Raw genomic sequence first — 23047 nt, 5'->3', positions numbered from 1 at the left:
TCTTCTAAGGGATATTGGTGAATCGGTCAATTAACGTCATTTCAGATTGTAGAATGCGCTGTATAATCTGACCCGTAGAATCAACGCCATAGACATGGATTACCGTACTGGTTGCGCTAAAGAAATCACTTTGAACTTCAAAAAACGCAGCATTAATCAACGGATAGATGAAAGTCCTTGTTGCTTGCGGCAAGATTTCAACTAAATCATGACCAATAGGAATCCGAGTCAATTGAGTTGTATCCCACCTGAATACCTCCAATTCAACACTGACAGGAGCATTCAACGAATCGTTAATGCAAGTGACGATAATTTGTGTAGACTGTGTAGGACCTGAAGTTGGATTGTAGATAAACCCTGTAGAGTTCGGCAAAGAGTCACACTCCTTTCACACCATATACTCCACTATACTTTCCATTCAGCTTGTGTTATGCAGATTCTATGTTTTCTTGTATTGGAACAATATGAAAATTTTGTTATGATAGATTTGCCAAATTTCATTAGTTTGGTAGATTTACGCCAAACCACAACGCCTGGAGGTCCACCTATTTATGTTTATACAACGTACTGGGAAAATCGCTGTGGCAGCCGCCATGGTAATATCCATGATGGGCAGTATACCTGCAACTCAATCCCAAAAACTTCAAGCAGCCCCTGCGATCTCTGTTCAATTGGATCATGTACCCTTAACCTTCGATGCAGCACCCCGGATTGATAAAGGAGTAACCTATGTTCCATTCCGGACGGTCGGAGAAGCACTCGGCATTGGTATTAGCTGGAACAACAAAACACAGACCATGACCGCGGTGAACACATCCAAAGGAAAAACAACGAAAGTTGTTCTTCAGGTTGGAAGCAAGACAGCTACTGTAAATGGAGAGAAAGTGAATCTCCCTGCCGCACCTGTGCAACGGGAAGGACGTGTACTTATTCCGCTGAGTTCATTCAGTAGCCAATTCGATGTCCGTACAGGCTGGGATCAGGCTACACGAACCGTCTCTATGGTATCACCTCAACGTGAAATGCATCTCCGAGCGTTCTATGCCGTAAAAGCCTACCATGAAATCGATCTGTTACCTTCTATGAATTCGGTTGCTTTTGGATGGAGCCGCATTGACCGAGATGGTACGTTTACACTGGAAGGGAAAGAATATCAGGTTCCTGCTGCCGCGGGTGAAGTAACCCCTAAATCCATTGTAGCTGACGCGGCAAGTCAACAAATCCAGCCCAGTTTGATGGTGTATGCGCTGGATGGAAATGGCGAGCTAACTAAAGTACTGGGTGACAGCACTTTAAGGCAAAAATCCATTGAAGGCATTCAAGCAGCCATTCAGGAGTATGGCTTTGGTGGGGTTGTGCTTGATTTTGAGGGACTCGGCTTCAAACTGGACGCTGTAGAGCAACAACAATTGCTGAATCAGTATGTGAAACAGCTAAGGGAATCGCTACCTCAAGAGATCGCCATCTCTCTGGCTGTTCCTCCGCTCAATAGCGCCTACAAAGGGTATGATTACAAAACACTGGCTACGCTGGCGGATGACCTTATCATTATGGCCTACCAATATAATCCTGCAGGAACCAAAGCTCAAGTTGCGGAGCCGAACAGTCTGGTCAATCAGGCAATTGCACTCGCACTCAAGGCAGGAGTGCCCAAAGAAAAGATTTTGCTTGGCATCAACATCAATAGTGAGACACCTGCATCTGTCGGGGACAAGCTCGGACTTGCCAAGCGTTACGATCTGAAGGGTGCAGCCTTCTGGCGGCTTGGCCTATTCCGCACGTATAGCGCTGATATGCAATCTGCTGTGCAAGCATCGGTAATTAAGGAATAATAAAGCTACCTTCTCATAGCTATATTGAACTTCATAATCTAATTCAAAATAAGCAGGAAAAAGCACGCTCCTTGACTGACTGTACAAGGAACGTGCTTTTTTGTGTACTTCATCACCTTCTCTTCTTATTTCATGACCTTATCTATACCGCCAAACAGCAGTTTAATGATCACACCCGGTCCCGGCAACTGGGGATCAAATAACAGGACCATGCCAATGACCGCACTGATAGCGCTGACTCCTGTTGTAATCATCCGGACTTTTTTTTCTTCGCTATGTTTCCATTCCACATAGATGATCGTTCCGGCTAACAACAGAATACCTAACATAGAAGCAATTTTCATAACTTATCACCTTCTGTCTATCATATCTCGTATCCCCATGAGTGATGGCATTACTTCCACAGTTAATCGCTCATCTCCCCTGCTCATCCGGGATGCCCTGAGGCCCGGCAGATTTACCTGTACGTACAACCTGCGCATGAATCTGGATATCCACATCAAGCTCAGAGTAGATCTGCTCCCATCTCTTCTCCTGCTCCTTCCACTGTTTCGGATAATATCTGCGGAACTCCACCGCGAACTTGAACAGATCCGTTCGCATCTCTCGCTGGGATAATCGAAGGGCCGACTCTGCCATGTCTTTCAATTGTGACGCCCAGGTTTCCTCCAGCTTTTTCAACACAGCAGGATCTGTGAGATCCCCGTTGGTTGTATTCAACAACACCTCTCCCCTTGCCTGTACATCCACCTGCATGCTCCACTGTGAACCCGAAATTTTCGGCTTCAAAATCGTCTTCACTTCTAGCGGCTGGATCGAAAAGGAACCTCTCTCAGGCTCTACATTTACAGGCATGATGATGTTGTTTAATTCATTAGCAAGCATTAAAATGCCAACGGTTAACGGCTCCTGTACACTCCGATTAAACCTATCGCCCTTATAAAGACTTAGTCCTTTGATATATGGCGTCGTTGTTAATTTATCCTGTCCCTCGTCAGGTGCAAGAGTCAACATACGGGACAAAATGACAGATTGGTTAGGGCCTTCAATGGATTGAGCGAGTTCCAGAACGGTTATCCGTGTACCTAGTTTCATATTGGCCATCTCACGCAAAGATTCCGCAGAGCTTCGTTCCAATGGGTCCAGCAAGGCAAGAATGTTTTTGGCAGGGTCAGGTGTTGAAAAAACATAAGCATGTTCCCTGATCTGGGGGTATCGAAGGAAAAAATCGATAAATTCGCGTATGCCTTTTTTTCCGGCGTCTTCGCTAATCACAATTACTTCGCAGTGTCCCCAAAACATATTTCTCGGCACTTTCCGTTGCAAGCGATTCAAAGCCTCTGCAATGGTATGACCTTCAGCCGATCGAGTTAGTGTTACCCCGCTTGGACTGCCTCCACTCCCCGTGCTGTCTCCTCCCCCAGCTTTACGGGGAATAAAGATCTGTGATGTCAGTTCGATCTGATCATTTTTGTAATCCACTCCGGTTGCCAGTACTATCGCGAGATCATTAATCTCAATCCGATCCCAGCATCCCGTGAGTAATGTGCAACAAAAACAGATAAGAAGCCAAGTATTGCATGCAGAGATCATTCTTTTTTTCATGGGATCAGCCATCCGTACGTTTTTTTCGCACATAAGCCCACCCCTTTTTCACCCAAGCTATCCCGTAAGTCACCCCTGGAAGAACCAGTAAAACGGCGATCGTATACAAATTGGCTGAAGGACTTACCAAACTGGATAACCCCGAACTGCTCGAAGCTACCCAAAACGAAAAAATCATACAGAGAAAGGAAAGCGGGCTCACTAGGGGCTTGTAATCCTTCAGACCGAACCATTCCGCTGTGGACGTCACAGATATATATAGAAATACGGAAACCTTCACAAACATACCAAAGATCCACACGGCAATTATGAGGGATTCAATATGTTGTAGAAAGTCTGCAATCGTAATGTACCGGGCAGCGATCATCACCGGGAAAACAAATGTATCGGTCAAATCTCCAATTAAAAAGAGACAAACCACATTAATAACGGTCATCACTATCGTTGTTGTCAATAAAGAGCCGAGCATCACACGAGCGGTTCTTTTTTGGCGATTTACATACGGCAGGAGAAAGGCAATTACGATATATTCACTGAACCAGGCGGCAGGAGCGAGCGCTCCTTTGACGGCAGGCATCGGCCCATTTTCCATAAAAGGAAACAATTCTGACGGGTGCAATTCCCCAATGAGCAGTACGAAGACGAGACCCAGCATAGCCATGACCAGTGTTACAAAAACCTGGGCTGTCCTGCCAACCACTTCTATGCCAAGTCTGACATTAATCGCACAAACGAGCATCATCGTGCCCATGATTACAAACATCGGTGTGCGCGGAAGTGCATTATTGGCGATAAACTCACCATATTCTCTTATAATCAGCCCGGTTAGATGAGGCATGAACAAAATATAAATAAGTCCGACTAGCTTGCCTGGAATGAGACCAGCCACGAGCACACTGGATTCAATGAGCGATTTTCCGGGGTACATCCGTGCTAGTCCAAGTGATATACCAATGGCGGCAAGTCCTATAACCGATCCAATAATAGGAGATAACCACATATCATGTCCGGCATAATGCATTGTAATTCCAGGTACAGACAAGATCGCAGTGGCAATAACAGCCGGGAAGATCATGAACGCCAGCTGTGTCTCCGATATTCTTCCTTGGTCAGTTAACATGAATCTTCCCGCCCTCTCCTACATCCTTAATGCAATCTAATCCCTATCGCGGCTTGTTCCAAGGTGCTGGACGCCACCACAGATCCTTCAACCCTTTGGCATTCGTTGGTGCAACCGGAGACAGATACGGTGCACCAAATGAGCGAAGGCTGCTCAAATGAATGACGATCAAAATGATGCCCAACATAACCCCGATTAAGCCCAGCGTTCCAGCCAAAATCATAATGGGAAAACGAAGAAGTCGTGTCGATATGCTAGCAGAGTAACGAGGGATCATAAAGGACGCAATCCCTGTGATCGCCACGATAATAATCATCGGAGCGGAGACGATACCCGCCGTGGTTGCAGCTTGTCCAATGATCAGTGCGCCAACGATACTGACCGCGGAACCTACCTGTTTCGGCAGGCGAACACCGGCTTCCCGGAGCGCTTCAAAGGCGATTTCCATAATCAGTGCCTCTACAAGTGCGGGAAAAGGAATCTCCTCTCTGGCCCTAGCGATACTGAGTAGCAGCACTGTAGGGATCATCTCCTGGTGATAGGTCGTGATCGCGACATAAGCCGAAGGCAACAACAAGGACAAAACATAAAATACGTATCGCAGCCAGCGGAGGAATACGCTCATAAACACATATTGATAGTAATCTTCAGGCGACTGCAGCATGGAAAACAACGTTACAGGGGCAACCAGTGTGAACGGTGTTCCGTCCACCAGTATCGCAAATCGCCCTTCCATCAGATTGGAGGCCACCACGTCCGGACGTTCTGTAGCAATCATTTGAGGAAAAGGAGAGAATCGCTGATCGATGATATCTTCCTCAATATACTGACTTTCCAGAATGTCCCGGACTCTTAACCGATCCAGTCGCTGCTCCACCTCTTTCACCAGAGAGGCATCAATAATACCCTCTACGTACGCAAGTGCAATGCTGGTATTGGAGCTTTCTCCAACGGTGCGTGTTCGGAATTTTAGTGCAGGTGTTTTGAGCCGTTTACGAACCAAAGAAAGATTTGTTGCGAGCGATTCAGTGAATCCGTCCCTTGCACCACGAACCGTTGATTCAGCTAGAGGCTCTTCTGTCGAACGATTAGCGGCTTTATAAAGCGGATACGTTGTTGCGACATTGGAGCCTTCCAGCAACAGAAGTGCTTCTCCTTCCAATATCGCTTCTGCGGCCTCTTTCGACGTTTCAACGGTTTTTACGGAAGATAGAGGAACCTGAGCAGCCTCCATGCCAATCTCCTGAACTGGCGTTAGCACCTGACGCTCAAGCCGCTCCGTATCACATAAACCCACACAATATACACATAGTGCCGAGGTGAAGCCCGCGGTCTCGAATGAATGAAATATGACATCGGAACAGTCCGTAAATACGGCGCGTAATGTCTCTTCATCAATAACCAAATCTCCTGTTAAGGGCAAGTCCTGCTGCGTTTCTTGTTTTTCTTGATCCGATTGATCCTTGCCTTTGTTCTCTTTGTTCTCTTTCTTCTTCTCTTTCTCTTTCTCGTTTGAATCCTGATCCGTATTTTTCTTCGCGTTTTGATCCTTATTCTGTTTTGATTTTTCGCTGTTTCCGCTGTTTTCGTCGTTTTCTTTTTCTTTTTCTTGCTGATCTTGATCTTGTTCTTGTCTTTTTTCTTCTTTTGTATCCTGTTTCATATTTTGTTCGGTTGACCGCTCTGCACCTTGCTTCGAATCCTGTTGTTCCGTGGTGCTTGTGCTTGAGTTGGTATTTGTACTTGAGTTCGTGTTTGAGTTTGTTCCTGAGTTGGTATTTGTATTTTGACTGTTTTGACTCATGGGCTCCCCCCCTTTCCGCCGATTCGTCCAAGTATTCTCAGTAAAAGATATCATTTGCTTCCTTCACCAGAAATATGCAATCCGAACGACGAAAAGAGCCGCTCCGTGAGCGACTCTCTTCTAAACTAACATTTAACTGCCACTGCACAGATTGTGTGTAGTAGCTATCCTTTTACAGCACCCAGTGCAACGCTTCCGATAATCTGCTTCGAAAATACGGCGAACACAACAATAATCGGCAATATCGAAATCGCTACGCCCAGATACAACAATCCGTAATCCATACCGTAGTAGCCCTGAACGAGAGCGACCAAGACGGGTAGCGGATACTTATCTAAGGAGAAAAAGAGTACGAGTGGTGTCAGAAAGTTATTCCATGACCCGATAAAGGTGAAAATCCCCAGAGCCGAGATCGCTGGCCCAAGGATGGGCAGTACAATCTGATTAAACGTCCTGAACTCATTTGCACCGTCTACTCTTGACGACTCAATGATCTCATCCGGAATACTGCTTTCCATAAACTGTTTGATGAAAAATACGTTAAAGGCATTCGCCGCCGCGGGTAAAATAATCGCCGCATAACTGTCCAGCAGGCCAAGCGTACTGAACAACCGGTATACCCCGATTAGCGCCAGTTGACCCGGAACCATCATCGTGGCGAGCAGAAACAGAAACAATCCGGTGCGTCCTTTGAAGTTAAACTTGGCAAAACCATAAGCCGTTAAAGCACCGATATACAGCGACAGCACTGTAGAGCTACCAGCGATAAAGAAACTGTTGGCAAAGCCACGCCAAATGTTGATTTTTGAAGCCATATTCACATAATTGTCTATCAGAAACGCACCCGGAAGAAACGTAAAGCTTGAAGCAATCGACGCATTGTTATGTGTAGAATAGATCAGCATCAGGTAAAACGGAATCACACACAATACAGCGAGGGCGATCAGAAACAGATAAATGAGGATTTTCCCCAATGTCAGCCGCTGACGAAGCGCATGGTGTTGAACTACGGTCTCTCGCTGCGCGGCAACTTTAGCAGTTTGCATACAATCTCTCCCTCCCTATGAACGGCTCTTCCGTTTGGTCATGATGAAGGATGCAACCGATAACAGAATAATAATGATGAACAGACAAAATGCAATGGCAGCTCCATAACCAAAACGTGTACTTTGGAACGCTACATTATATAGGTACATGATGCTGGTCATTGCCGCACGGTCCGGCCCTCCTGTACCATTGGTCAACGTAAACGGCTGGTCAAAGATCTGAATGCCCCCAATGATCGAGGTAATAATCTGAAACAATATAATAGGTTTGAGCATCGGCACGATGATGTGCAGGAAAATATGTTTTTTCTTGGCACCATCGATTTGTGCAGCTTCTTGCAGCGCTGGATCTATCCCTTGTAATCCAGCCAGATAGATGACCATTGAATAACCAAAGTACTGGAAGAACAGAATGGATGACACGATTAGCCGCATAAACCAAGGGTCATCTTTCCAATTGATCGGGTCTTGAATTATCCCTGTCTGCACGAGAAAATGATTCAGTCCACCCGACTGCCAATCAAAGATCAGACTGACAAGCAAACCGAGCGAAGCAGCCGTAACGATGTTAGGGAAGAAGTATACCGCCCGGAAAATATCCCGTCCTTTTAACAACTTGTCGTTCAAAATAAAAGCAAGTACAAGGGAGACCGTCAGTTGTGGTACTACCGATACACCCCAAATGAAGAGTGTATTAAACAATGTTTTGTAGAAAAGCGGGTCTTGAAGCACCGCGACATAGTTACCAATTCCGACGAACTCAGGTGTTGTGATCCCGTCGAAATTCGTGAAACTGATATATAGCGAGTAGAGAATCGGATACAGTCCGAAGATGGCAAACACGATAAAAAAAGGAGCAATAAAGTAGTACCCGTAATGGTCTTTTCGAATTGTCTTGGCAAACATGTGCTGTCCTCCAATCATCAACCTGGAAAATGACTGCTCTTATTGATTTATCTTCCATTAAGTTTAACTAAGCGTTTACACAATCAACGGAGAGGACAGAAGAAAGCTGGAAAAGCGAAGCGGTCGCCTTTATCACCGGATTTTCCCCTTTTAGAAAGGGAATCAGAAAAATTTGGGGATAACAGCGATTGAAAGACTCTTCTGTCATCGGAGTGCTTGTGTAACCATATTTGTTCAACTTACTCTACCTCTAATTCTGGGAACCTTAAGCGCACGTCACGTTTGATGCGTTTCACCACTTCTTCCTTCGTCTGAATATCGCCGTTTAGATACAACTGCAGCAAGTTTCGATAGATATCATTGCTGATGATACCGTCATATTTAGTGCGTTCATACACCGGAACCTGCTTGGCGGCCTCTGAGAAAAATTCAAAATGCTTTTGTCCACCCAGATAGGCTGAAGTCAGCGAGTCTGCAAGCTGGTCATTCACGACCATGTTACTCGTAAAGTAATCCTGCTCCTTGGCAAGTCCCGTCAGAAATTCGTGATTAAAGTTGTAAAATTCAATGAATTTCCAGGCGGCATCCTTCTGATCACTCTTGTTATACATCGCGATGTAAGTCCCTCCTGAACTGAAGGACGAAGGCCCGTGTGCCAAACCCCATAACCCTTCGGTATCGGGTGCGTTTGCTTTGAATGTAAACTGCAATCCCCAAGTCGCCGCAGGATAGAACATCACTTCACCTTTTTGCATGGACGCTGCATACCCTGCACTTCCATCCTCGTACTCACCAAGTACACGCCGCTCCCTTGCCTCACGCACCAGATCAAGCACCTTCATATACGTAGGATCAATGACGAGCTTCCCATCTTTCACCCAAGGAATGCCACCGTACGAGTTGGCTATCCCGTTCCAGTTCGCCAGTGCATGTACCTTGTTGCCACTTTGTTCTTGAACCTTTTCTCCGATAGCAAAAATCTTCTCCCATGTATCAATCTGGGCGCTGACTTTCTCTGGATCATCGGTACCCAGATATTCCTTCGCCAGATCACGGCGATAATAGATGCCACCAGGTGTACCTTGATATCCAATGGCGCGAACGTTCCCCTCACTATCCTGCTCATTAGCCTGAACAAAAGGGTACTGCTCCTTAATTAACTCGTTTGCATTGTATGGTGCAGCTGATAAATTTTCCAAATATGGTACATCAATGAGTTCCCGAATATTTGCATTTTCAATCATAAACACGTCGGGTGCTTTGGAACTGGTCTGAAGTGCTGATTTGAGCTTGGTCAGGTAAAAGTTGCCTGGAATATTAACGAAATTCACTTTGATATCTGGATACTTCTCTTCGAATTTCTCAATCGCATAGCCTGCCTCATCCGTAAAACTCCAGACCGTAATCTCCTGTTGCTTCGCTTGATTGGATGCACCTGTCTGACAACCGACGAGCAAGAGTATAGAACTTGCAAGCAGCGTGACTGGTACAACAAACCGCTTAAACCATCTCTTCATAAAAGTACCCTCCCTGAAAAGGAAACGCTTACAATTTATTTGAGTATAAGAATTTGAGCGATGGCTTTCTCCACAAATATTGTCAATCATCCTTGATATTTTGCGATATTGGAACGATGACGTTTGCGAAATTCGGACGGCGTGCAGTTATTATATTTTTTAAAAAGACGATTATAGGAGTTCACATTGTTGAATCCGTGACTGATCGCAATCTCCAAAATGGATTCCTGACGAAACAAAAGCGCCCACTCCGACTTAATAATGCGAAAATGATTCAAATATTCCATTAACGTTATGCCCTTGATTTCTTTGAATAGTTTGCAGATATGGAACTTACTGAACTTCATATGTTCTGCCACCTGCTCCAGCTTAATCGGCTCGGCATAGTGCTCTTCCAAATACTCGCATACGGATTCGAGAAACTCGAACTTTTTGGAAGATACGCAAGGCCAGCATGGCGACGAATCCGTTTGTGAAGCCGGGGGCGTGGTACGTAGTAACAAGACGATTAGATCATATAACCGAGATACCATAATCCAGCGGTAACCGGGTTTCTGATTTGTTTTCTCCACGGCAATCGCATCAATATAAGGACCCGGGTTGGACTGACTGCCCGACGGAATGATGGACGTTTGATTCAAAAGTGTTCCCAGCTCTTGCATCTCCGCTTCACTCGTAAAGCTCCCGGTTAACAATTCAAGCCGAAACAGCAAAATCGTCAGCCTTCCGGTGCCTGGCATAAAATAATGCACGTCCCCCGGCTTGATTAGAACCATATCCCCTTGGTTCAGTTCAAAAATTTGCTCATTTACACCGATTCGTGCATGTTTTCCAGTCACGATAACAAGTTCCACTTCATCATGCCAATGTGCCGCATAATTGAATTCTGCACCTGTATAAATTAACCGAATGGGAAACCCTTCGGCCATGTGACCTGTTTCGAGAAAAGTAGGTACGCCCATGTCATTTGCCTCCTCTTTTTTCCATACACATCTGCCTCATGTTTCTATACTTATGCCTGCATGTACTTCCCCGTTTCTCATATTCTATCTAAAATAGGACCAAACATCCAAATTTCTGATCTCAATGGTTAGGGAGATTGAACATAAGCATGTTAATATATGCTAAGTAAATCCAAAGAAATCGGAGTGGTCAAACATGAAATTCAGCGATTTTAAACTAGGACAGCGTTACGAAACCGGATCGGTTCTCTTAACGAGGGAGGACATTCTTCATTTTGCCGAACTTTACGATCCGCAATATATGCATCTGGATGAGGACAAAGCGAAAAAAGGACGCTTCGGAGATCTGATTGCATCAGGCATGCAGACCCTGAATGTCACGTTCCGACTATGGATCGATGTTGGCGTGTATGGTGAGCATATTATCGCTGGCACTGGTATGAACCATATTCAATTTTTGAAACCTGTCTATCCAGGGGATGAACTTCACGTTATCGCTGAAGTCACCGAACTTCGTCCGAGACGAACCGGGAATGGCACGGTGACGGTATTGCTCAGTACATATAACCAAAAGGGCCAGAATGTATTTCGGGCAGAATTGAGTGCGCTGGTGGACAATTAAAAGACTAAAAAAGAGTCGTCTACTCGGTAAAATGTTTGTACCCTACAAACAACCGAATAGTGACGACTCCCTGGTCAACCTATAGCAATTCCCTTTAAAAGCAACTTAACCGCTTTGACATGCAGAGCCGCGTATTCATCTCCGTCTGCAACACCTGCCTAATTGCAGTATAGGCTACTTCTGTGATCTCCTTTAATGTAGTCAATGACTCGGATTCGCTAGAAAGTGTTCTGGAATACTCTTCAAGCGCCTGGATTAATGGACTTTCACAATCTCTTCCGAATAAATCAGCCATTTCAAGCAGCTGTTCGCTGGGAGACGAAGTATGCTCCATCAAACGAAGCCATTTTTGTGACATTTGTTCAGTATGCTGAGTAAGCAGCTGGAGAAACAGTACCTCTTTATTTTTAAAGTGATGGTATAAGTTTCCTTTGCTCATCTGTGTCAATGCACATAAGTCATCTATAGTAGCCACGTAGACTTCTGTCAACATTGAACAAGATTTTAATGTTTGCTGGCGTGCAGATAAATATTCGGTTATGAAATGCTGTACCAGACTTATAACCTCTATCTTCGCTTGTTTTACGAACCCAATAATGACGACTGGCTAATCTGATCATACAAAAAGCCGCCCATGGGCGGCTTCGTCATAAATTTGTTTTTTTACGAGAACGAGTTCCTTAACACTTGTCCAAGGATCTCCACACCTTTAACAATTTGTTCGTCTGACGGTGTTGAGAAATTCAATCGAATGGCATTGCACGGATCTTGCTCATTCACGAGGAACGCATTTCCTGGTACTACAGCTACACCTTGCGCAGCAGCAGTTTTGGCATAATCCACCATCGGTACATGAGCAGGCAGATCACACCATAGGAACAGTCCGCCATCTGGACGAGTATAGGTCACAGCATCGCCTAGATGCTCTTGTAGTTTGTCCATCATAAGTGTAGCCTTTCGGAGGTAGACATCACGAATAAGATTGATATGCCCTGCATAATCATACTCCGTCATAAAACGATGAGCCAGAATCTGCGGAAGCATCGCTGTATGTACGTCTTCCCCCTGCTTGGCTACAACCATCTTCTCCACGACTTCATGCGGCGCCTGTACAAAGCCAACTCGCAGTCCGGCCGACAAAATTTTGGAGAACGATCCGACATAGATGACCAAGCCGTCTTCGTCCATAGACTTAATCGTTGGCACATCCTCACCCTTAAATCGAAGCTCCCCGTATGGATTATCCTCCAGAATCATAACACCATACTTCTTAGCCAGTGCATAGATCGCTTGGCGCTTCTCCAGACTGGTGGTTACACCTGTAGGATTTTGGAAACTAGGAATAACATAGATCATTTTTACATTCGGCTCGGTTTGCAGCGCATGCTCCAGTTTATCAATGTCCATACCGTCCGTCTCCATCGGAACCCCTGCCAGCTTCGCACCGGAAGCACGGAAGGAATTCAGAGAACCGATAAAGCTGGGACTTTCGCAGATAATTGTATCGCCTTCATTACACAGCACTTTACACGCAAGCTCAATCCCCTGTTGTGCCCCTGACACGATAAAAAGTTGGTCAGACGGCTTACCTGTGTTGAAATTCTGTTCCAGGTGTTGCTGGAGTGCTTCACGAAGCGGTACGTATCCTTCCGTAATGCCATATTGCAACGCGGTAACCGGATCTTGTTCCAGAATCGACTGGGTGAAGGTACGAATCGCTTCGATCGGGAACGTTTCTGGCGCAGGATTGCCTGCTGAGAATGGGATTACATTTTGACCTGAAGAAGCTTTCAAAATCTCACGAATAATAGACGGTTGCAGTGATGCAATCCGGTTGGAAAAGGTATAATTCATCTTTAGTAACATCCTCTCGGCATCTAATCTATCTGAGTTCTAGCTCTATTGATACATTAGACTCTATTATACGAGCATTTTTCAATTTGCCAAAGAGTCATGCTCCTTTTTCATACAAAATGTTGTGAATCCTTGTTTTGAACACCTGTAGTAACGACAAAAAGCTGCTCTCGGCAGCTTATCTCATCTCAGACAGTCTCGTCGCTTTTACAACGTAGGTTGCCAATCCTGGAAACATTCGAGCTAGAGCAGGATAAAAGCGGTTGGTTTTGGCGAAGGCAAGATTCTGAATCGTTCTGGCTCTTCGAAGCAATGGTGCGAACTCCCGATTCGCTTCGAGTGTATACTCGCTTTGCCATGTGGTATAGTCAACCTCGTCCTTAAGGTATGCATCTGTCCACCGCACGCACACGATCGAAGAACGAAGGGCAACGGACATCCCGTCTCCGCACAGAGGTGGAATGACCATCATAGTATCCCCAATATGCGGATAATCGGACCACGGTTCCGGGACATGAGACAATTGCAAAGGCGCAACAGACACTTGGGTTCCCTGAATGGCTTCCCCTTCTGCTAAACGAGCCGCCAGATTTGAATTCGTCATCGCGGCCGCCTGCAAAATCTCTGTTACCGACTTGCCGCTCCCCTGTACAGAATCAAGTGTTAACAATGCGGCAACATTAACCGTGTCGTTTTCAATCGGGGATATGCCCACATAACCACCATCACAAAAATATAATTCTACCCTAGCCGGTATGTTAATACCTCTGTAATGAGATTTGACACCGACATATATCGTCTCGTCCCGAACCCCTTCTTCGCTACTTGTTCCTCTCAACTTTTTGCTGCCATATGCCCCGATAACCGCCTTGGCTTGATAACATCTCCGTTCATTGCCCTGCTTCACCTCGACTTCATAACTCTGATTTTCAAGTTGCCGGATCGAAGTAATATTCACTTTCGTTAAAATTTCAGCCCCGGCGGTATAAGCCTGCTGATGCAGAAGTTGATCCAGCTCATATCGGCTTATTCCATAGGCGAATCCAGGCAAAGGTGCTTCAATCTCACCACCATCCGGCATCGTAATTCGAGCATGATCCATACTGCTGGGGCTCTTCTCCTGATTCAACAGATGAATGCCAAGACGCTCCAGCATCTCCTTCGTTTCAGGTGACATGAACTCCCCACATGTTTTATGTCTGGGAAACTGTTGCCGATCGAGTAACAACGTTCGATGACCTTGCCTGGCCAGTTCGATCGCACAACTACTGCCCGCAATGCCAGCTCCAACAATGATTACATCGGTTGATTTCATCATGTTACGAGGCCTCCCTTTCGCGGAATCACCACAGAATACCGGAATAACGGTTTCCACTCATAGGTCATCGTGTCATGGTTCAACCGCTGCTTGAGTTCCTGCCAATCCTGATCTGTAAATCCCTTGGCTACCGACAACGGTCCGTCATGACGAATATAACGGTTACGCGAGATAAGTCTGGTTGTAATCCATACCGCTTTATAAGACACCGGATGACGGTGAATGTCGTTGATAACCACGCCATATCTCGAAGCACGAAGCATATGACCAACCATGTCCACAAGCTGTTCTCCTTCGAAATGGTGAATGAACTGTGAGCCTGTCACAATATCGGCTGAATCATCAGGCAACGCTGTTAGATCGGCACGCTGTACTCGAACACGAGGCTCGTTCTGAAACAACTGTCTTGCTTCCTCACAAGCCTCTTCGGTCAGATCCACTAGCGTAATTTGCATATCTATCCCTTTTTTTTTCGCCCAATGTAATAGCTTCTGATTCACATCTCCTGAACCCGCACCAACGTCCAGTAGTGTCAGGGTATCCGGCTTACCGACGGATTTCCATAACTTCTCCACACCGGACACGGTGGGACCCGGAGCAGCAAATATTTTGTTCAACCGCCGTAAATGTCGCAACGCTTCACGCAGTTCTTCTCCACCCATCGAAAAGTCATCCATCAGTTCGTCTTCTCTGGCACGACTGCTTAATCTTCTAAAGAAGGACATGATCCTGCTCCTCCATGACCGATGTTAACGCCGGAACATACGTGAATTTCATTAATTCTGCAGTAAGTCCGGGACCAAAAGCCATAGCTACGCCTTCCGTCGATGATTGTTCCTGCTTTTTCATATCCATGCGCATCGCTTGCAGCACAAACAAGATCGTATTCGAAGACAAGTTGCCGTAATCTCTCAAAACATCCCGACTGTACTTCGTCTGTTCCGACTTCAGATTCATCACTTCCTGAACAGAATCTACGATTCCTCGTCCGCCCGGATGTATTGCCCATAGTTCGGGGAGCTGTTCACTTTGCAGCAAAAGACTCAGTTCTTCTTGCAAATGATTGCCAAGTAACTTCGGGATGCGTGGCGACAGATGCAAATCATATCCGTAATCGGCCACTTTCCACGTCATGTCCTCCGTCGAATCCGGTAGCAACACCGAATAGCCGGTTCCCAGACTCAGGTAGTCTCTGTGCTGCGCTTCTGGCGTACCCACGATGGATGCAGAAGCGGCATCTCCAAAGAACGACGCAGCAAACAGTGCCTCCCGATCTTGCACCGGCTGGAAATGAAGCGTGCATAATTCCACGCAAACAACCAACACCTGCGAGCCAGGAACACCCTGTACGACGTCACGAGCCATCTGGATTGCTTTTAATCCTGCTGCACAACCCTGGAAAATAAGTGGTAATCGGTTCACTCGAGCAGAAAGTCCGAAATGTTGGATCAGTTGCACATCTAGTCCTGGCAGATACTGTCCGGTGCAGCTAACCGTTATCATATGAGTTATCGCTTCGGGAGATATCTGCGCGTCTTGCATCGCTTCTTCCGCTGCTCTGATCGCCAGAGGAAGCGCCTCCCGCTGGTATGTATCCATGCGTTCCCGTGTCGTTGGAATATCTGGCTGTTCACCTGAGGGGATATAACGGCATTCTTCCAATGTGCCAAGATAACTCGGCTCTACGGTATACCGTGTCTCTACACCACAAGATTTGAAAATACGCTTGGCGAACCTCGCCAAATCCGGTCGATCAACCAGTGAAGAAGCGATAAGCTCCGCAATGTCCGACTGAGCTACCTTGTGTACAGGGAGAGCCGTTCCCATGCCAAGAATGGCGATATCACTCGAAGGATTATTTAGATTCATATGAACCTCCTGATTTTGGTTATGATTACCTGCAATTAACACCTCTTACCCTTTATGAAAAAGTTGTAATCCCCAATTATATATTTTATTAAGATGATGACATACTCAGAAGCCCCGTTTGACGAACTTTATAACTTCACACAAAAAAGCCGCCCATAGGCGGCTTCAACGTCATCGTTCTATATCAAACTTCTGCGCGGCTAAAAACGTTCCTCAACTTGTCACTCATCAAATACCAAGCATCTTCAGCCATTTCAATATCGCCATGATGTGTAAAACCGTGCACTGCCCCTGCGTACTCTTTGTGGGTCACCTTTACACCGTCTGCTTCCAGCTTCGCGGCATATGCACGCGCTTCTTCAGCTAGAGAATCTCTCTCCGCAGTAATAATCAGAGCCTCAGGCAAATTAGAGAGTGATTCGGCAAGCAACGGAGAAACTAAGGGGTTCGAAGCATCCTCTGGTTTTGATAAATACATTGCATTAAACGTTCTAGCCACATGGGCTGGGATAGCTTCCGGAAAGTCAGGTTTCTCCCCGGGTTCTGTAGCCACGTCCAGCACAGCATAATCAATAATTTGGAGCAGTATTGGTAATTCGCCCCCACGTTCCCTATTCAGCAAGCATACCGATGCTGCCAGATTGCCTCCCGCACTATGACCACCAATAGCAAACATAGTTGCATTAGCAGAGAACTGATCTGCATTGGAATGCATCCATTTCACGACGTCATAACACTCATGGACAGCCGTGGGAAATTTGTGTTCAGGTGCTAACTTATAATCAATGTTCACGACGAGGCATGCTGCACGATCTGCAATCAAACGACACCAAGGGTCGTCCCCGTCAGCCTGACCCAGCACAAAGCCGCCTCCATGCATGTTAAAGAACACGGGCCAAGTTACGGCTTGTTCGTTCTTCTTGCGGTTCGGCACATACACCAACACCCGGGTTTCTCCGGCGGAGGTAGGAATCGTGTATTCTTTTACAATAACATCATATGTAAGACTTGGTTGGAGACTCTGATCATTTCCCGAGCTTTGCTGACGCATTTGTTGAACCATGGCGATCTGCTGCTGTTGATCCATTCACATCCACTCCTCATCATCTTTGTGTATTCCGAAAACTGCTACAACCGCATCTGGTCTCATTAAATCTATTCGCTCAGTGTCTCCTGAATCCTCTTTGGAAGCTTCTGCACGATCAGGTCATAGGAGTGATCAATCATGGCATATATGTCCTCATTTGGTAGGGAACCATCCAGTTTAACAGTATTCCAGTGCTTTTTATTCATGTGATAACCGGGAATAACAGCCTCATGCTGCTCTCTCAGGTTCTCCGCAATGATCGGATCACATTTCAGATTCAAACGACTGTTCTCTCCATTGCCTTCAAACAGAAGTGCAAACATTTTATCGGCTACCTTAATCACTGCCGCGTCAGGCCCGAATGGAAATTCCTTCACAGCACCTTTTTTGCCAAGACAATAATTCATAATACTATTAGTCACAACATTTCCCCCTCTAAACTGAACTCGTTTATCTTCCATTTTAATCGAAGCCTTACACAAAGAAAACCTCCTCCAATAGATCGGAGAAGGCTTCGTTCCTAGTATGTTAATTAACTTTATCATTGCGCGTTTTACTACGGCGCTGTTGGCTCTGATACGTAGAACGGCTACCAGTTTGGCTATGATCTGCTTTACGTACTCTCTCAGATGACGATGCACCCTTAACTTTGGCTTGAGGGTTGTCGCTACGTCCGGAACGTGAACCATTCGAGCTACGCTCTTCGCTTCTACCACCGGATGCTACTTTGTCTCGTTTGGTAAACCATTCGGACTTTGGCTTACGCGCCGGATTGGCTTTGGATTTCGCCGGTTTATCCGCAGTAGCGCGATTAAATCCAGATCTACTGTCCACTGTTCTGGAACTTGGTTTTGTCCGTTTACCTTGATTCGTTTGATTCATTGGTACAAACACAGGCATGTTCGTCATCGGGTAAGGATGATCCTTCACTTCGGGAATCGATTTTTTGATAACTTTCTCGATATCTTTCAGGAAAGGAAGTTCATCCTTCTCACAGAACGAGATCGCCATCCCGCTTTTCCCCGCTCGGCCTGTCCGTCCAATACGGTGGACATACGTCTCAGGGATGTTCGGCAGATTGAAGTTGATGACATGAGTCAACTCCTCCACGTCGATACCTCTCGCTGCAATATCAGTTGCAACCAGCACACGAGTTACACCACTTTTAAAATTGTTCAGCGCCCGTTGGCGTTCGTTCTGTGACTTGTTGCCGTGAATCGCTTGCGCCGTTACATTAATTTTGGCCAAATCTCGCGTGACCCGATCTGCTCCGCGTTTCGTACGAGTAAATACCAGTGCAGTAGCGATAGATTTATCCTGCAAAATATGATTTAACATGTTCTGCTTCTTGCCTTGCTCCAGCAAATATACAGACTGTTGAATACGATCTACCGTTGAAGATACCGGGGTAATCTCCACTTTCACAGGGTTCACCAATAGTGTTTGCACCATCTTCACAATCTCTGGCGGCATGGTTGCCGAGAAGAACAAAGTCTGTTTTTTGTTTGGCATCTTGGCAATGATGCGCTTCACATCATGAATAAAACCCATATCGAGCATACGGTCAGCTTCATCGAGTACAAGAATCTCTACTTTGCTCAGATCAATCTGCTTCTGATTCACCAGGTCCATCAAGCGTCCAGGTGTAGCAATAATAATGTCTGCGCCCTGTTGCAGTGCGCGCTCCTGCACTCTTTGGGATACGCCGCCCACAATTGCCACGGAGCGAATGTCGGTGTATCTGCTGTACATTTTAATATTATCGGATATTTGAATGGCCAGCTCCCTTGTTGGGGACAAGATCAGTGAGCGAATCGCGCGGACGGATTTTACTTTTTGATCTGACTGTTTACCGGGAGACCCTTGTTTCTGCTTGCTGCCTTGACTCAACAACTGGATAATGGGCACCGAAAATGCCGCTGTCTTACCTGTTCCCGTCTGCGCACAACCAAGTAAATCTCTGCCCGCAAGCACGGCAGGTATGGATTGCTCCTGAATCGGAGTAGGTTTACTGTAATTTGCTTTTTTCAATCCTTCCAATATCGGAGGGATAATATTTAATTCCTGAAATGTCATGTTATCTCCTTCATCTACGCACATCTCTACATAAAACGAATCTTTATGTCACACGTAACAGTTAAGGATAACACTAAATCACGATTCTGTATATCTTTTTGAACGTTATTTGATGATCAGTCCCATTAATCCGGCAAACGTTGCTGCTTGATGCGGTGCGATTGCGCACCCGGCCAGGTCCTCCAGCGTAAGAACAAGAGCATCAAATTCACTATCACTGAGGTCCAATCCTTTCATTGGTGTTCCGGTAAACGTCACCTGATCCAGTCTACACGCACCGAATGCGATCTTCTGTAATTTCAGATAGGCAAAGTCTGCACCGATCATACTACATTCGAGGTACTCCACTTGTTTAAGATGGGTAAAACGAAAATTGCTATAATCGCATATACTCTGCACAATGCTAACGTTCTGCCACCTGCTACCGGAAAAGTCCGTGCCGACCAGTTTGCAATTGGCCCACTCCGTGCGATGCATAAACGTATTTTGCAGATTCACATTGGAAAAGTCGCAGTGTTCGAACCGCACATCCGTAAACTCACAATGTTCAAGTGATGACTCCAGAATGGTTACATGCCGGAACACCACGTTCTCGAATGATGCTTTGCTCACCTCCAGCATGTCCAGTGTCATATGTTCGAACAGTTTGTCCTTGTACTCTGTCTTCGAATCCAAAGTATAGGTCGGTTCAGATTCAAGCAACTGCAAGGTCAGCTTGGGTTTCTCTATTTTCATGCGAGCCTCCTCGGATTTTTGTGTGGTTTATGCCAGCCGGGCTATTCTCGTTCGTTAACCTTTTACAGCGACAACTCGCAATCTGGCGATATCCAGATTCCACTGCCCATCATGATAAAGCAACGGTTCTACTTTCTTTTCGACGATCCCCATAATCATCTCCTGCTCCGCTCTTTCAATATCATGGAACAGATACGATGCAAAGCTGCTCAACCATTGACGGACTCCTTGTTTCAGCGGCCTCATCGTGTCGGTACGCTGTATGAATAACACTCGGAATCCATGTTGCTCCAGTAAGCTTGAAAATTCCCCTACGGTAGGGTGATACCACGGATTCCGCCCTTCCCATGTGTATCCTCTTGTGAGCAACTCGTCCCGAACCGCATGAAGAAGGATCGCCGTATTACCGCTTCCTGCAAACTCAGTAACAAGACGTCCTCCTCTCTTTAACGCTAATTGCACGGTTTTCAAGGCAGCTGGAGCATCAGCCATCCAGTGAAATGCAGCATGAGAAAATACAGCGTCATAACGTTCCTTTGTCCGATAATGAGCAGCGTCTGCGATCTGAAAATCCAGTCCGGGATGTTTCTCCATAGCCTGCGCAATACTCTCTTTCGAAAAATCAATTCCGGTGGTGATCGCTCCGGTTGCCGCAATTTTAGCTGTCAGTATGCCATTCCCACATCCCAAATCCAGAATCCGTTCTCCTGGAGATGGATGTAACATCGTTAGGAGAGGCATGGATTGTATAGGAAGCATCGCTTGTAGAGCTTGGATCGCTTGAGTTGATTCATTTATAGAAAAAGCAGACTGATTCCCACGCATTGAAGTATTCGTTGAAAAGGAGTTCTCTTCAGGTTTCATAACATCTCTCCTTCATATTAGAGATATAAAGTGTCTACAATAACTTAAATCAATCAGAGAATGATGTCAATCTAATCTAACCACTTCTACATAAAATCCGGATTGGATCATTTCCATATAAAATAAAAAGAAGTGCCCTACAGGTTACATCTCACCTGCAAGACACTCTCCATTTCTATCTTAGGCACATCTCATCCTATAATTAGCTATAGAATGATCGTATGCACGCCTCTAATTATACCATTGCCGCTGTCTCTAACACCGCAACCGCTTCAGCGAATTCAGCTGGATCTTTATCCTTCTGCAGCAGTGATACAATATCACGCGTTAGTGCTTCTACGTTTTCTGGACGAGTGGCCCAACTGGTACAGAAGCGAACGGCACTGCGGGAATGGTCAACCTTTTCCCAAAATGTAAATGTGTAGTCTTGGCTCAATTGTGCCAGCAAGGAATCCGGCAAAATCGGGAACTGCTGATTCGTTGGAGAATCATACAAGAACTGCACACCATGTTGCTTAAGGGTATCATGAATTTTCAAAGCCATATCTACGGCATGACGGGAAATTTCGAGATACAGACCATCCTCAAACAACGTTTCAAACTGAATACCTAGAAGTCTTCCTTTCGCCAATAAGCCACCCTTTTGCTTGATAATATAACGGAAATCGCGTTTCAACGCATCATTGAGAATAACAACCGCCTCACCCATCAATGCACCAATTTTGGTTCCGCCAATATAAAATACATCGCAGAGTCGAGCAAGATCGGCCATCGTCATATCACAATCTTTGGATGCAAGAGCATAGCCGAGACGTGCTCCATCCACAAAAAATGGCAGACCACACGCCTTGCTTACTGCATACAGCGCTTCAAGTTCAGCTTTGCTATACATTGTGCCATACTCGGTCGGTTGGGATATGTATACCATGCCCGGTTGCACACTGTGTTCTGGTGACGATTCCTGTGCATGTGCATCATAGACAGCTTTCACTTGCGCAGCCGTAATTTTACCGTCCAGACTCGGAACCGTCAGCACCTTGTGTCCTGTCGCCTCGATCGCACCTGTCTCATGAACAGCAATATGGCCAGATACCGCAGCAATGACGCATTGATGTGGGCGAAGAATAGATGCAATTACCGTTGTGTTGGTCTGTGTACCTCCGACGAGAAAATGTACATCTGCCTCTTCTTGATCGCAGGCCTGGCGGATCAGCATACGTGCACGCTCACAATGATCATCTGTGCCGTAACCACTCGTTTGCTCCATATTGGTTTCCATTAATCGCTGCAAAATGCGTTCGTGTGCACCTTCGTTATAATCACATTCAAATCGTATCATCGTGCTCTCTCTCCTGCTTTCTTGTTCAGCTTCTCTTGGATGTTCATCATAGAGGCATATACCTCTTGAATCTCTTCTTCGTTTAAATTTTGCATTAATTTCATAATCTGCTGGTCGGATCGGTCATTCAGTTCAGCAAACAGCACCTGCCCTTTTTCCGTCAGGCGAATGAGGCTAACCCGGCTGTCTTCTGTGGAATCCACCTTAATGAGTAACCCTTCCTTCGTCAGCTTGTTCACGATGCGGCTCATATAGCTGCGATCAATGGTGAGGGTATCGACCAGGTTGTTCGCAATGCTTTCGCCGCGCATGCCAATCTCGATGATGACGCGTACCTCGGCAAAAGAATATCCTGTTCCGAGAATATGCTTATCAAGCACCCCGAGAATATTGGTATAAAAACGGTTAAACCGCCGCATGTCTGCCAGAACTTCCGGTTGAATATGTTGAGAGCTCATTACGAAACCTCCCTTTTAGTGGACATTGTCAAC

23 protein-coding genes are annotated in these 23047 nt (G+C 45.9%); 2 read left to right on the top strand and 21 right to left on the bottom strand.

Annotated features, from left to right (window positions below; translation table 11 throughout):
* Window positions 1-4: 4 nt before the first annotated feature.
* The gene (locus MHI38_RS01255; protein ID WP_154889250.1) at window positions 5-373 is read right to left on the bottom strand and encodes a hypothetical protein; all 369 of its coding nucleotides are present in this window, start codon (window positions 371-373) and stop codon (window positions 5-7) included.
* Window positions 374-551: 178 nt separating this feature from the next.
* Here MHI38_RS01255 and MHI38_RS01250 point away from each other — a divergent pair, with 178 nt between their 5' ends.
* Window positions 552-1832 carry a stalk domain-containing protein gene (locus tag MHI38_RS01250; protein ID WP_341180849.1) on the top strand — a complete coding sequence of 427 codons (1281 nt, stop codon included), beginning with the start codon at window positions 552-554 and terminating at the stop codon, window positions 1830-1832.
* A 125-nt stretch (window positions 1833-1957) separates the two neighbouring features.
* Here MHI38_RS01250 and MHI38_RS01245 read toward each other — a convergent pair whose 3' ends face one another.
* The 8 genes from MHI38_RS01245 to MHI38_RS01210 all read right to left on the bottom strand — a co-directional run bounded on the left by MHI38_RS01245 (window position 1958) and on the right by MHI38_RS01210 (window position 10792).
* The gene (locus MHI38_RS01245; RefSeq protein ID WP_154889254.1) at window positions 1958-2176 is read right to left on the bottom strand and encodes a hypothetical protein; all 219 of its coding nucleotides are present in this window, start codon (window positions 2174-2176) and stop codon (window positions 1958-1960) included.
* Between the two features lie 70 nt (window positions 2177-2246).
* Entirely contained in the window at window positions 2247-3437 is a 1191-nt protein-coding gene (locus MHI38_RS01240) for a Ger(x)C family spore germination protein (RefSeq protein ID WP_186812301.1), read from the bottom strand.
* Window positions 3438-3441: 4 nt separating this feature from the next.
* On the bottom strand, window positions 3442-4557 hold the full coding sequence (locus tag MHI38_RS01235; RefSeq protein ID WP_154958647.1) for a GerAB/ArcD/ProY family transporter: 1116 nt from the start codon (window positions 4555-4557) through the stop codon (window positions 3442-3444).
* Between the two features lie 43 nt (window positions 4558-4600).
* Entirely contained in the window at window positions 4601-6361 is a 1761-nt protein-coding gene (locus MHI38_RS01230) for a spore germination protein (RefSeq protein WP_261764564.1), read from the bottom strand.
* 164 nt (window positions 6362-6525) lie between these two features.
* Complete coding sequence (locus MHI38_RS01225) at window positions 6526-7407, bottom strand: carbohydrate ABC transporter permease (protein ID WP_154889260.1); 882 nt, start codon at window positions 7405-7407, stop codon at window positions 6526-6528.
* 15 nt (window positions 7408-7422) lie between these two features.
* Complete coding sequence (locus MHI38_RS01220) at window positions 7423-8313, bottom strand: carbohydrate ABC transporter permease (RefSeq protein WP_154889262.1); 891 nt, start codon at window positions 8311-8313, stop codon at window positions 7423-7425.
* Window positions 8314-8552: 239 nt separating this feature from the next.
* A complete protein-coding gene (locus tag MHI38_RS01215; RefSeq protein ID WP_154889264.1) occupies window positions 8553-9830 on the bottom strand; it encodes an ABC transporter substrate-binding protein in 1278 nt (425 codons plus the stop codon).
* 86 nt (window positions 9831-9916) lie between these two features.
* Window positions 9917-10792 (bottom strand): AraC family transcriptional regulator, encoded by an 876-nt coding sequence (locus MHI38_RS01210; RefSeq protein WP_090915779.1) that lies wholly within the window; start codon window positions 10790-10792, stop codon window positions 9917-9919.
* Between the two features lie 196 nt (window positions 10793-10988).
* Here MHI38_RS01210 and MHI38_RS01205 point away from each other — a divergent pair, with 196 nt between their 5' ends.
* Window positions 10989-11414 (top strand): MaoC family dehydratase, encoded by a 426-nt coding sequence (locus MHI38_RS01205; protein WP_154889266.1) that lies wholly within the window; start codon window positions 10989-10991, stop codon window positions 11412-11414.
* A 94-nt stretch (window positions 11415-11508) separates the two neighbouring features.
* Here the strand turns inward: MHI38_RS01205 and MHI38_RS01200 are convergent, their stop codons facing one another.
* The 12 genes from MHI38_RS01200 to MHI38_RS01145 all read right to left on the bottom strand — a co-directional run bounded on the left by MHI38_RS01200 (window position 11509) and on the right by MHI38_RS01145 (window position 23014).
* The gene (locus MHI38_RS01200) at window positions 11509-11772 is read right to left on the bottom strand and encodes a hypothetical protein (RefSeq protein ID WP_253500458.1); all 264 of its coding nucleotides are present in this window, start codon (window positions 11770-11772) and stop codon (window positions 11509-11511) included.
* A gap of 305 nt (window positions 11773-12077) precedes the next feature.
* Window positions 12078-13268, bottom strand: coding sequence for an aminotransferase-like domain-containing protein (locus MHI38_RS01195; protein ID WP_154889269.1), 1191 nt, complete (start codon window positions 13266-13268; stop codon window positions 12078-12080).
* 178 nt (window positions 13269-13446) lie between these two features.
* Window positions 13447-14586 (bottom strand): NAD(P)/FAD-dependent oxidoreductase, encoded by a 1140-nt coding sequence (locus MHI38_RS01190; RefSeq protein WP_154889271.1) that lies wholly within the window; start codon window positions 14584-14586, stop codon window positions 13447-13449.
* On the bottom strand, window positions 14583-15311 hold the full coding sequence (locus tag MHI38_RS01185; RefSeq protein WP_154889273.1) for an SAM-dependent methyltransferase: 729 nt from the start codon (window positions 15309-15311) through the stop codon (window positions 14583-14585). The genes MHI38_RS01190 and MHI38_RS01185 overlap by 4 nt, the downstream gene beginning before the upstream one ends.
* A complete protein-coding gene (locus MHI38_RS01180) occupies window positions 15298-16455 on the bottom strand; it encodes a type III polyketide synthase (protein ID WP_154889275.1) in 1158 nt (385 codons plus the stop codon). The genes MHI38_RS01185 and MHI38_RS01180 overlap by 14 nt, the downstream gene beginning before the upstream one ends.
* Window positions 16456-16639: 184 nt before the next feature.
* The gene (locus MHI38_RS01175) at window positions 16640-17542 is read right to left on the bottom strand and encodes an alpha/beta hydrolase fold domain-containing protein (protein ID WP_154889277.1); all 903 of its coding nucleotides are present in this window, start codon (window positions 17540-17542) and stop codon (window positions 16640-16642) included.
* 68 nt (window positions 17543-17610) lie between these two features.
* Window positions 17611-17964: an MmcQ/YjbR family DNA-binding protein gene (locus tag MHI38_RS01170; protein WP_154889279.1), complete on the bottom strand. Its 354-nt coding sequence runs from the start codon at window positions 17962-17964 to the stop codon at window positions 17611-17613.
* Window positions 17965-18070: 106 nt separating this feature from the next.
* Window positions 18071-19618 carry a DEAD/DEAH box helicase gene (locus tag MHI38_RS01165; RefSeq protein WP_154889281.1) on the bottom strand — a complete coding sequence of 516 codons (1548 nt, stop codon included), beginning with the start codon at window positions 19616-19618 and terminating at the stop codon, window positions 18071-18073.
* Window positions 19619-19723: 105 nt separating this feature from the next.
* Window positions 19724-20353, bottom strand: coding sequence for a pentapeptide repeat-containing protein (locus tag MHI38_RS01160; RefSeq protein WP_154889283.1), 630 nt, complete (start codon window positions 20351-20353; stop codon window positions 19724-19726).
* Between the two features lie 54 nt (window positions 20354-20407).
* Window positions 20408-21217, bottom strand: coding sequence for a methyltransferase domain-containing protein (locus MHI38_RS01155; protein WP_261769278.1), 810 nt, complete (start codon window positions 21215-21217; stop codon window positions 20408-20410).
* A 235-nt stretch (window positions 21218-21452) separates the two neighbouring features.
* Window positions 21453-22556, bottom strand: a complete 1104-nt coding sequence (locus MHI38_RS01150; RefSeq protein ID WP_154889286.1) for a beta-eliminating lyase-related protein — start codon at window positions 22554-22556, stop codon at window positions 21453-21455.
* On the bottom strand, window positions 22553-23014 hold the full coding sequence (locus MHI38_RS01145; RefSeq protein ID WP_167375624.1) for a MarR family winged helix-turn-helix transcriptional regulator: 462 nt from the start codon (window positions 23012-23014) through the stop codon (window positions 22553-22555). Before MHI38_RS01145 ends, MHI38_RS01150 begins: the two co-directional genes overlap by 4 nt.
* Window positions 23015-23047 lie beyond the last annotated feature (33 nt).

Source organism: Paenibacillus sp. FSL K6-1558 (genome assembly GCF_038002565.1).
GTDB classification, from domain to species: domain Bacteria; phylum Bacillota; class Bacilli; order Paenibacillales; family Paenibacillaceae; genus Paenibacillus; species Paenibacillus polysaccharolyticus.
This window is presented reverse-complemented; position numbering and strand designations above follow the sequence as displayed.

Bases quoted from the DNA above. Each gene is read 5' to 3' on its own strand.
- MHI38_RS01160 (WP_154889283.1), bottom strand. From the start codon at position 20,353: ATGAAAATAGAGAAACCCAAGCTGACCTTGCAGTTGCTTGAATCTGAA.
- MHI38_RS01210 (WP_090915779.1), bottom strand. From the start codon at position 10,792: ATGGGCGTACCTACTTTTCTCGAAACAGGTCACATGGCCGAAGGGTTT.
- MHI38_RS01195 (WP_154889269.1), bottom strand. From the start codon at position 13,268: ATGAATTATACCTTTTCCAACCGGATTGCATCACTGCAACCGTCTATT.
- MHI38_RS01205 (WP_154889266.1), top strand. From the start codon at position 10,989: ATGAAATTCAGCGATTTTAAACTAGGACAGCGTTACGAAACCGGATCG.
- MHI38_RS01240 (WP_186812301.1), bottom strand. From the start codon at position 3,437: ATGAAAAAAAGAATGATCTCTGCATGCAATACTTGGCTTCTTATCTGT.
- MHI38_RS01190 (WP_154889271.1), bottom strand. From the start codon at position 14,586: ATGATGAAATCAACCGATGTAATCATTGTTGGAGCTGGCATTGCGGGC.
- MHI38_RS01180 (WP_154889275.1), bottom strand. From the start codon at position 16,455: ATGAATCTAAATAATCCTTCGAGTGATATCGCCATTCTTGGCATGGGA.
- MHI38_RS01155 (WP_261769278.1), bottom strand. From the start codon at position 21,217: ATGAAACCTGAAGAGAACTCCTTTTCAACGAATACTTCAATGCGTGGG.
- MHI38_RS01175 (WP_154889277.1), bottom strand. From the start codon at position 17,542: ATGGATCAACAGCAGCAGATCGCCATGGTTCAACAAATGCGTCAGCAA.
- MHI38_RS01215 (WP_154889264.1), bottom strand. From the start codon at position 9,830: ATGAAGAGATGGTTTAAGCGGTTTGTTGTACCAGTCACGCTGCTTGCA.
- MHI38_RS01200 (WP_253500458.1), bottom strand. From the start codon at position 11,772: ATGTCACAAAAATGGCTTCGTTTGATGGAGCATACTTCGTCTCCCAGC.
- MHI38_RS01145 (WP_167375624.1), bottom strand. From the start codon at position 23,014: ATGAGCTCTCAACATATTCAACCGGAAGTTCTGGCAGACATGCGGCGG.
- MHI38_RS01225 (WP_154889260.1), bottom strand. From the start codon at position 7,407: ATGCAAACTGCTAAAGTTGCCGCGCAGCGAGAGACCGTAGTTCAACAC.
- MHI38_RS01185 (WP_154889273.1), bottom strand. From the start codon at position 15,311: ATGTCCTTCTTTAGAAGATTAAGCAGTCGTGCCAGAGAAGACGAACTG.
- MHI38_RS01245 (WP_154889254.1), bottom strand. From the start codon at position 2,176: ATGAAAATTGCTTCTATGTTAGGTATTCTGTTGTTAGCCGGAACGATC.
- MHI38_RS01250 (WP_341180849.1), top strand. From the start codon at position 552: ATGTTTATACAACGTACTGGGAAAATCGCTGTGGCAGCCGCCATGGTA.
- MHI38_RS01150 (WP_154889286.1), bottom strand. From the start codon at position 22,556: ATGATACGATTTGAATGTGATTATAACGAAGGTGCACACGAACGCATT.
- MHI38_RS01220 (WP_154889262.1), bottom strand. From the start codon at position 8,313: ATGTTTGCCAAGACAATTCGAAAAGACCATTACGGGTACTACTTTATT.
- MHI38_RS01235 (WP_154958647.1), bottom strand. From the start codon at position 4,557: ATGTTAACTGACCAAGGAAGAATATCGGAGACACAGCTGGCGTTCATG.
- MHI38_RS01165 (WP_154889281.1), bottom strand. From the start codon at position 19,618: ATGACATTTCAGGAATTAAATATTATCCCTCCGATATTGGAAGGATTG.
- MHI38_RS01230 (WP_261764564.1), bottom strand. From the start codon at position 6,361: ATGAGTCAAAACAGTCAAAATACAAATACCAACTCAGGAACAAACTCA.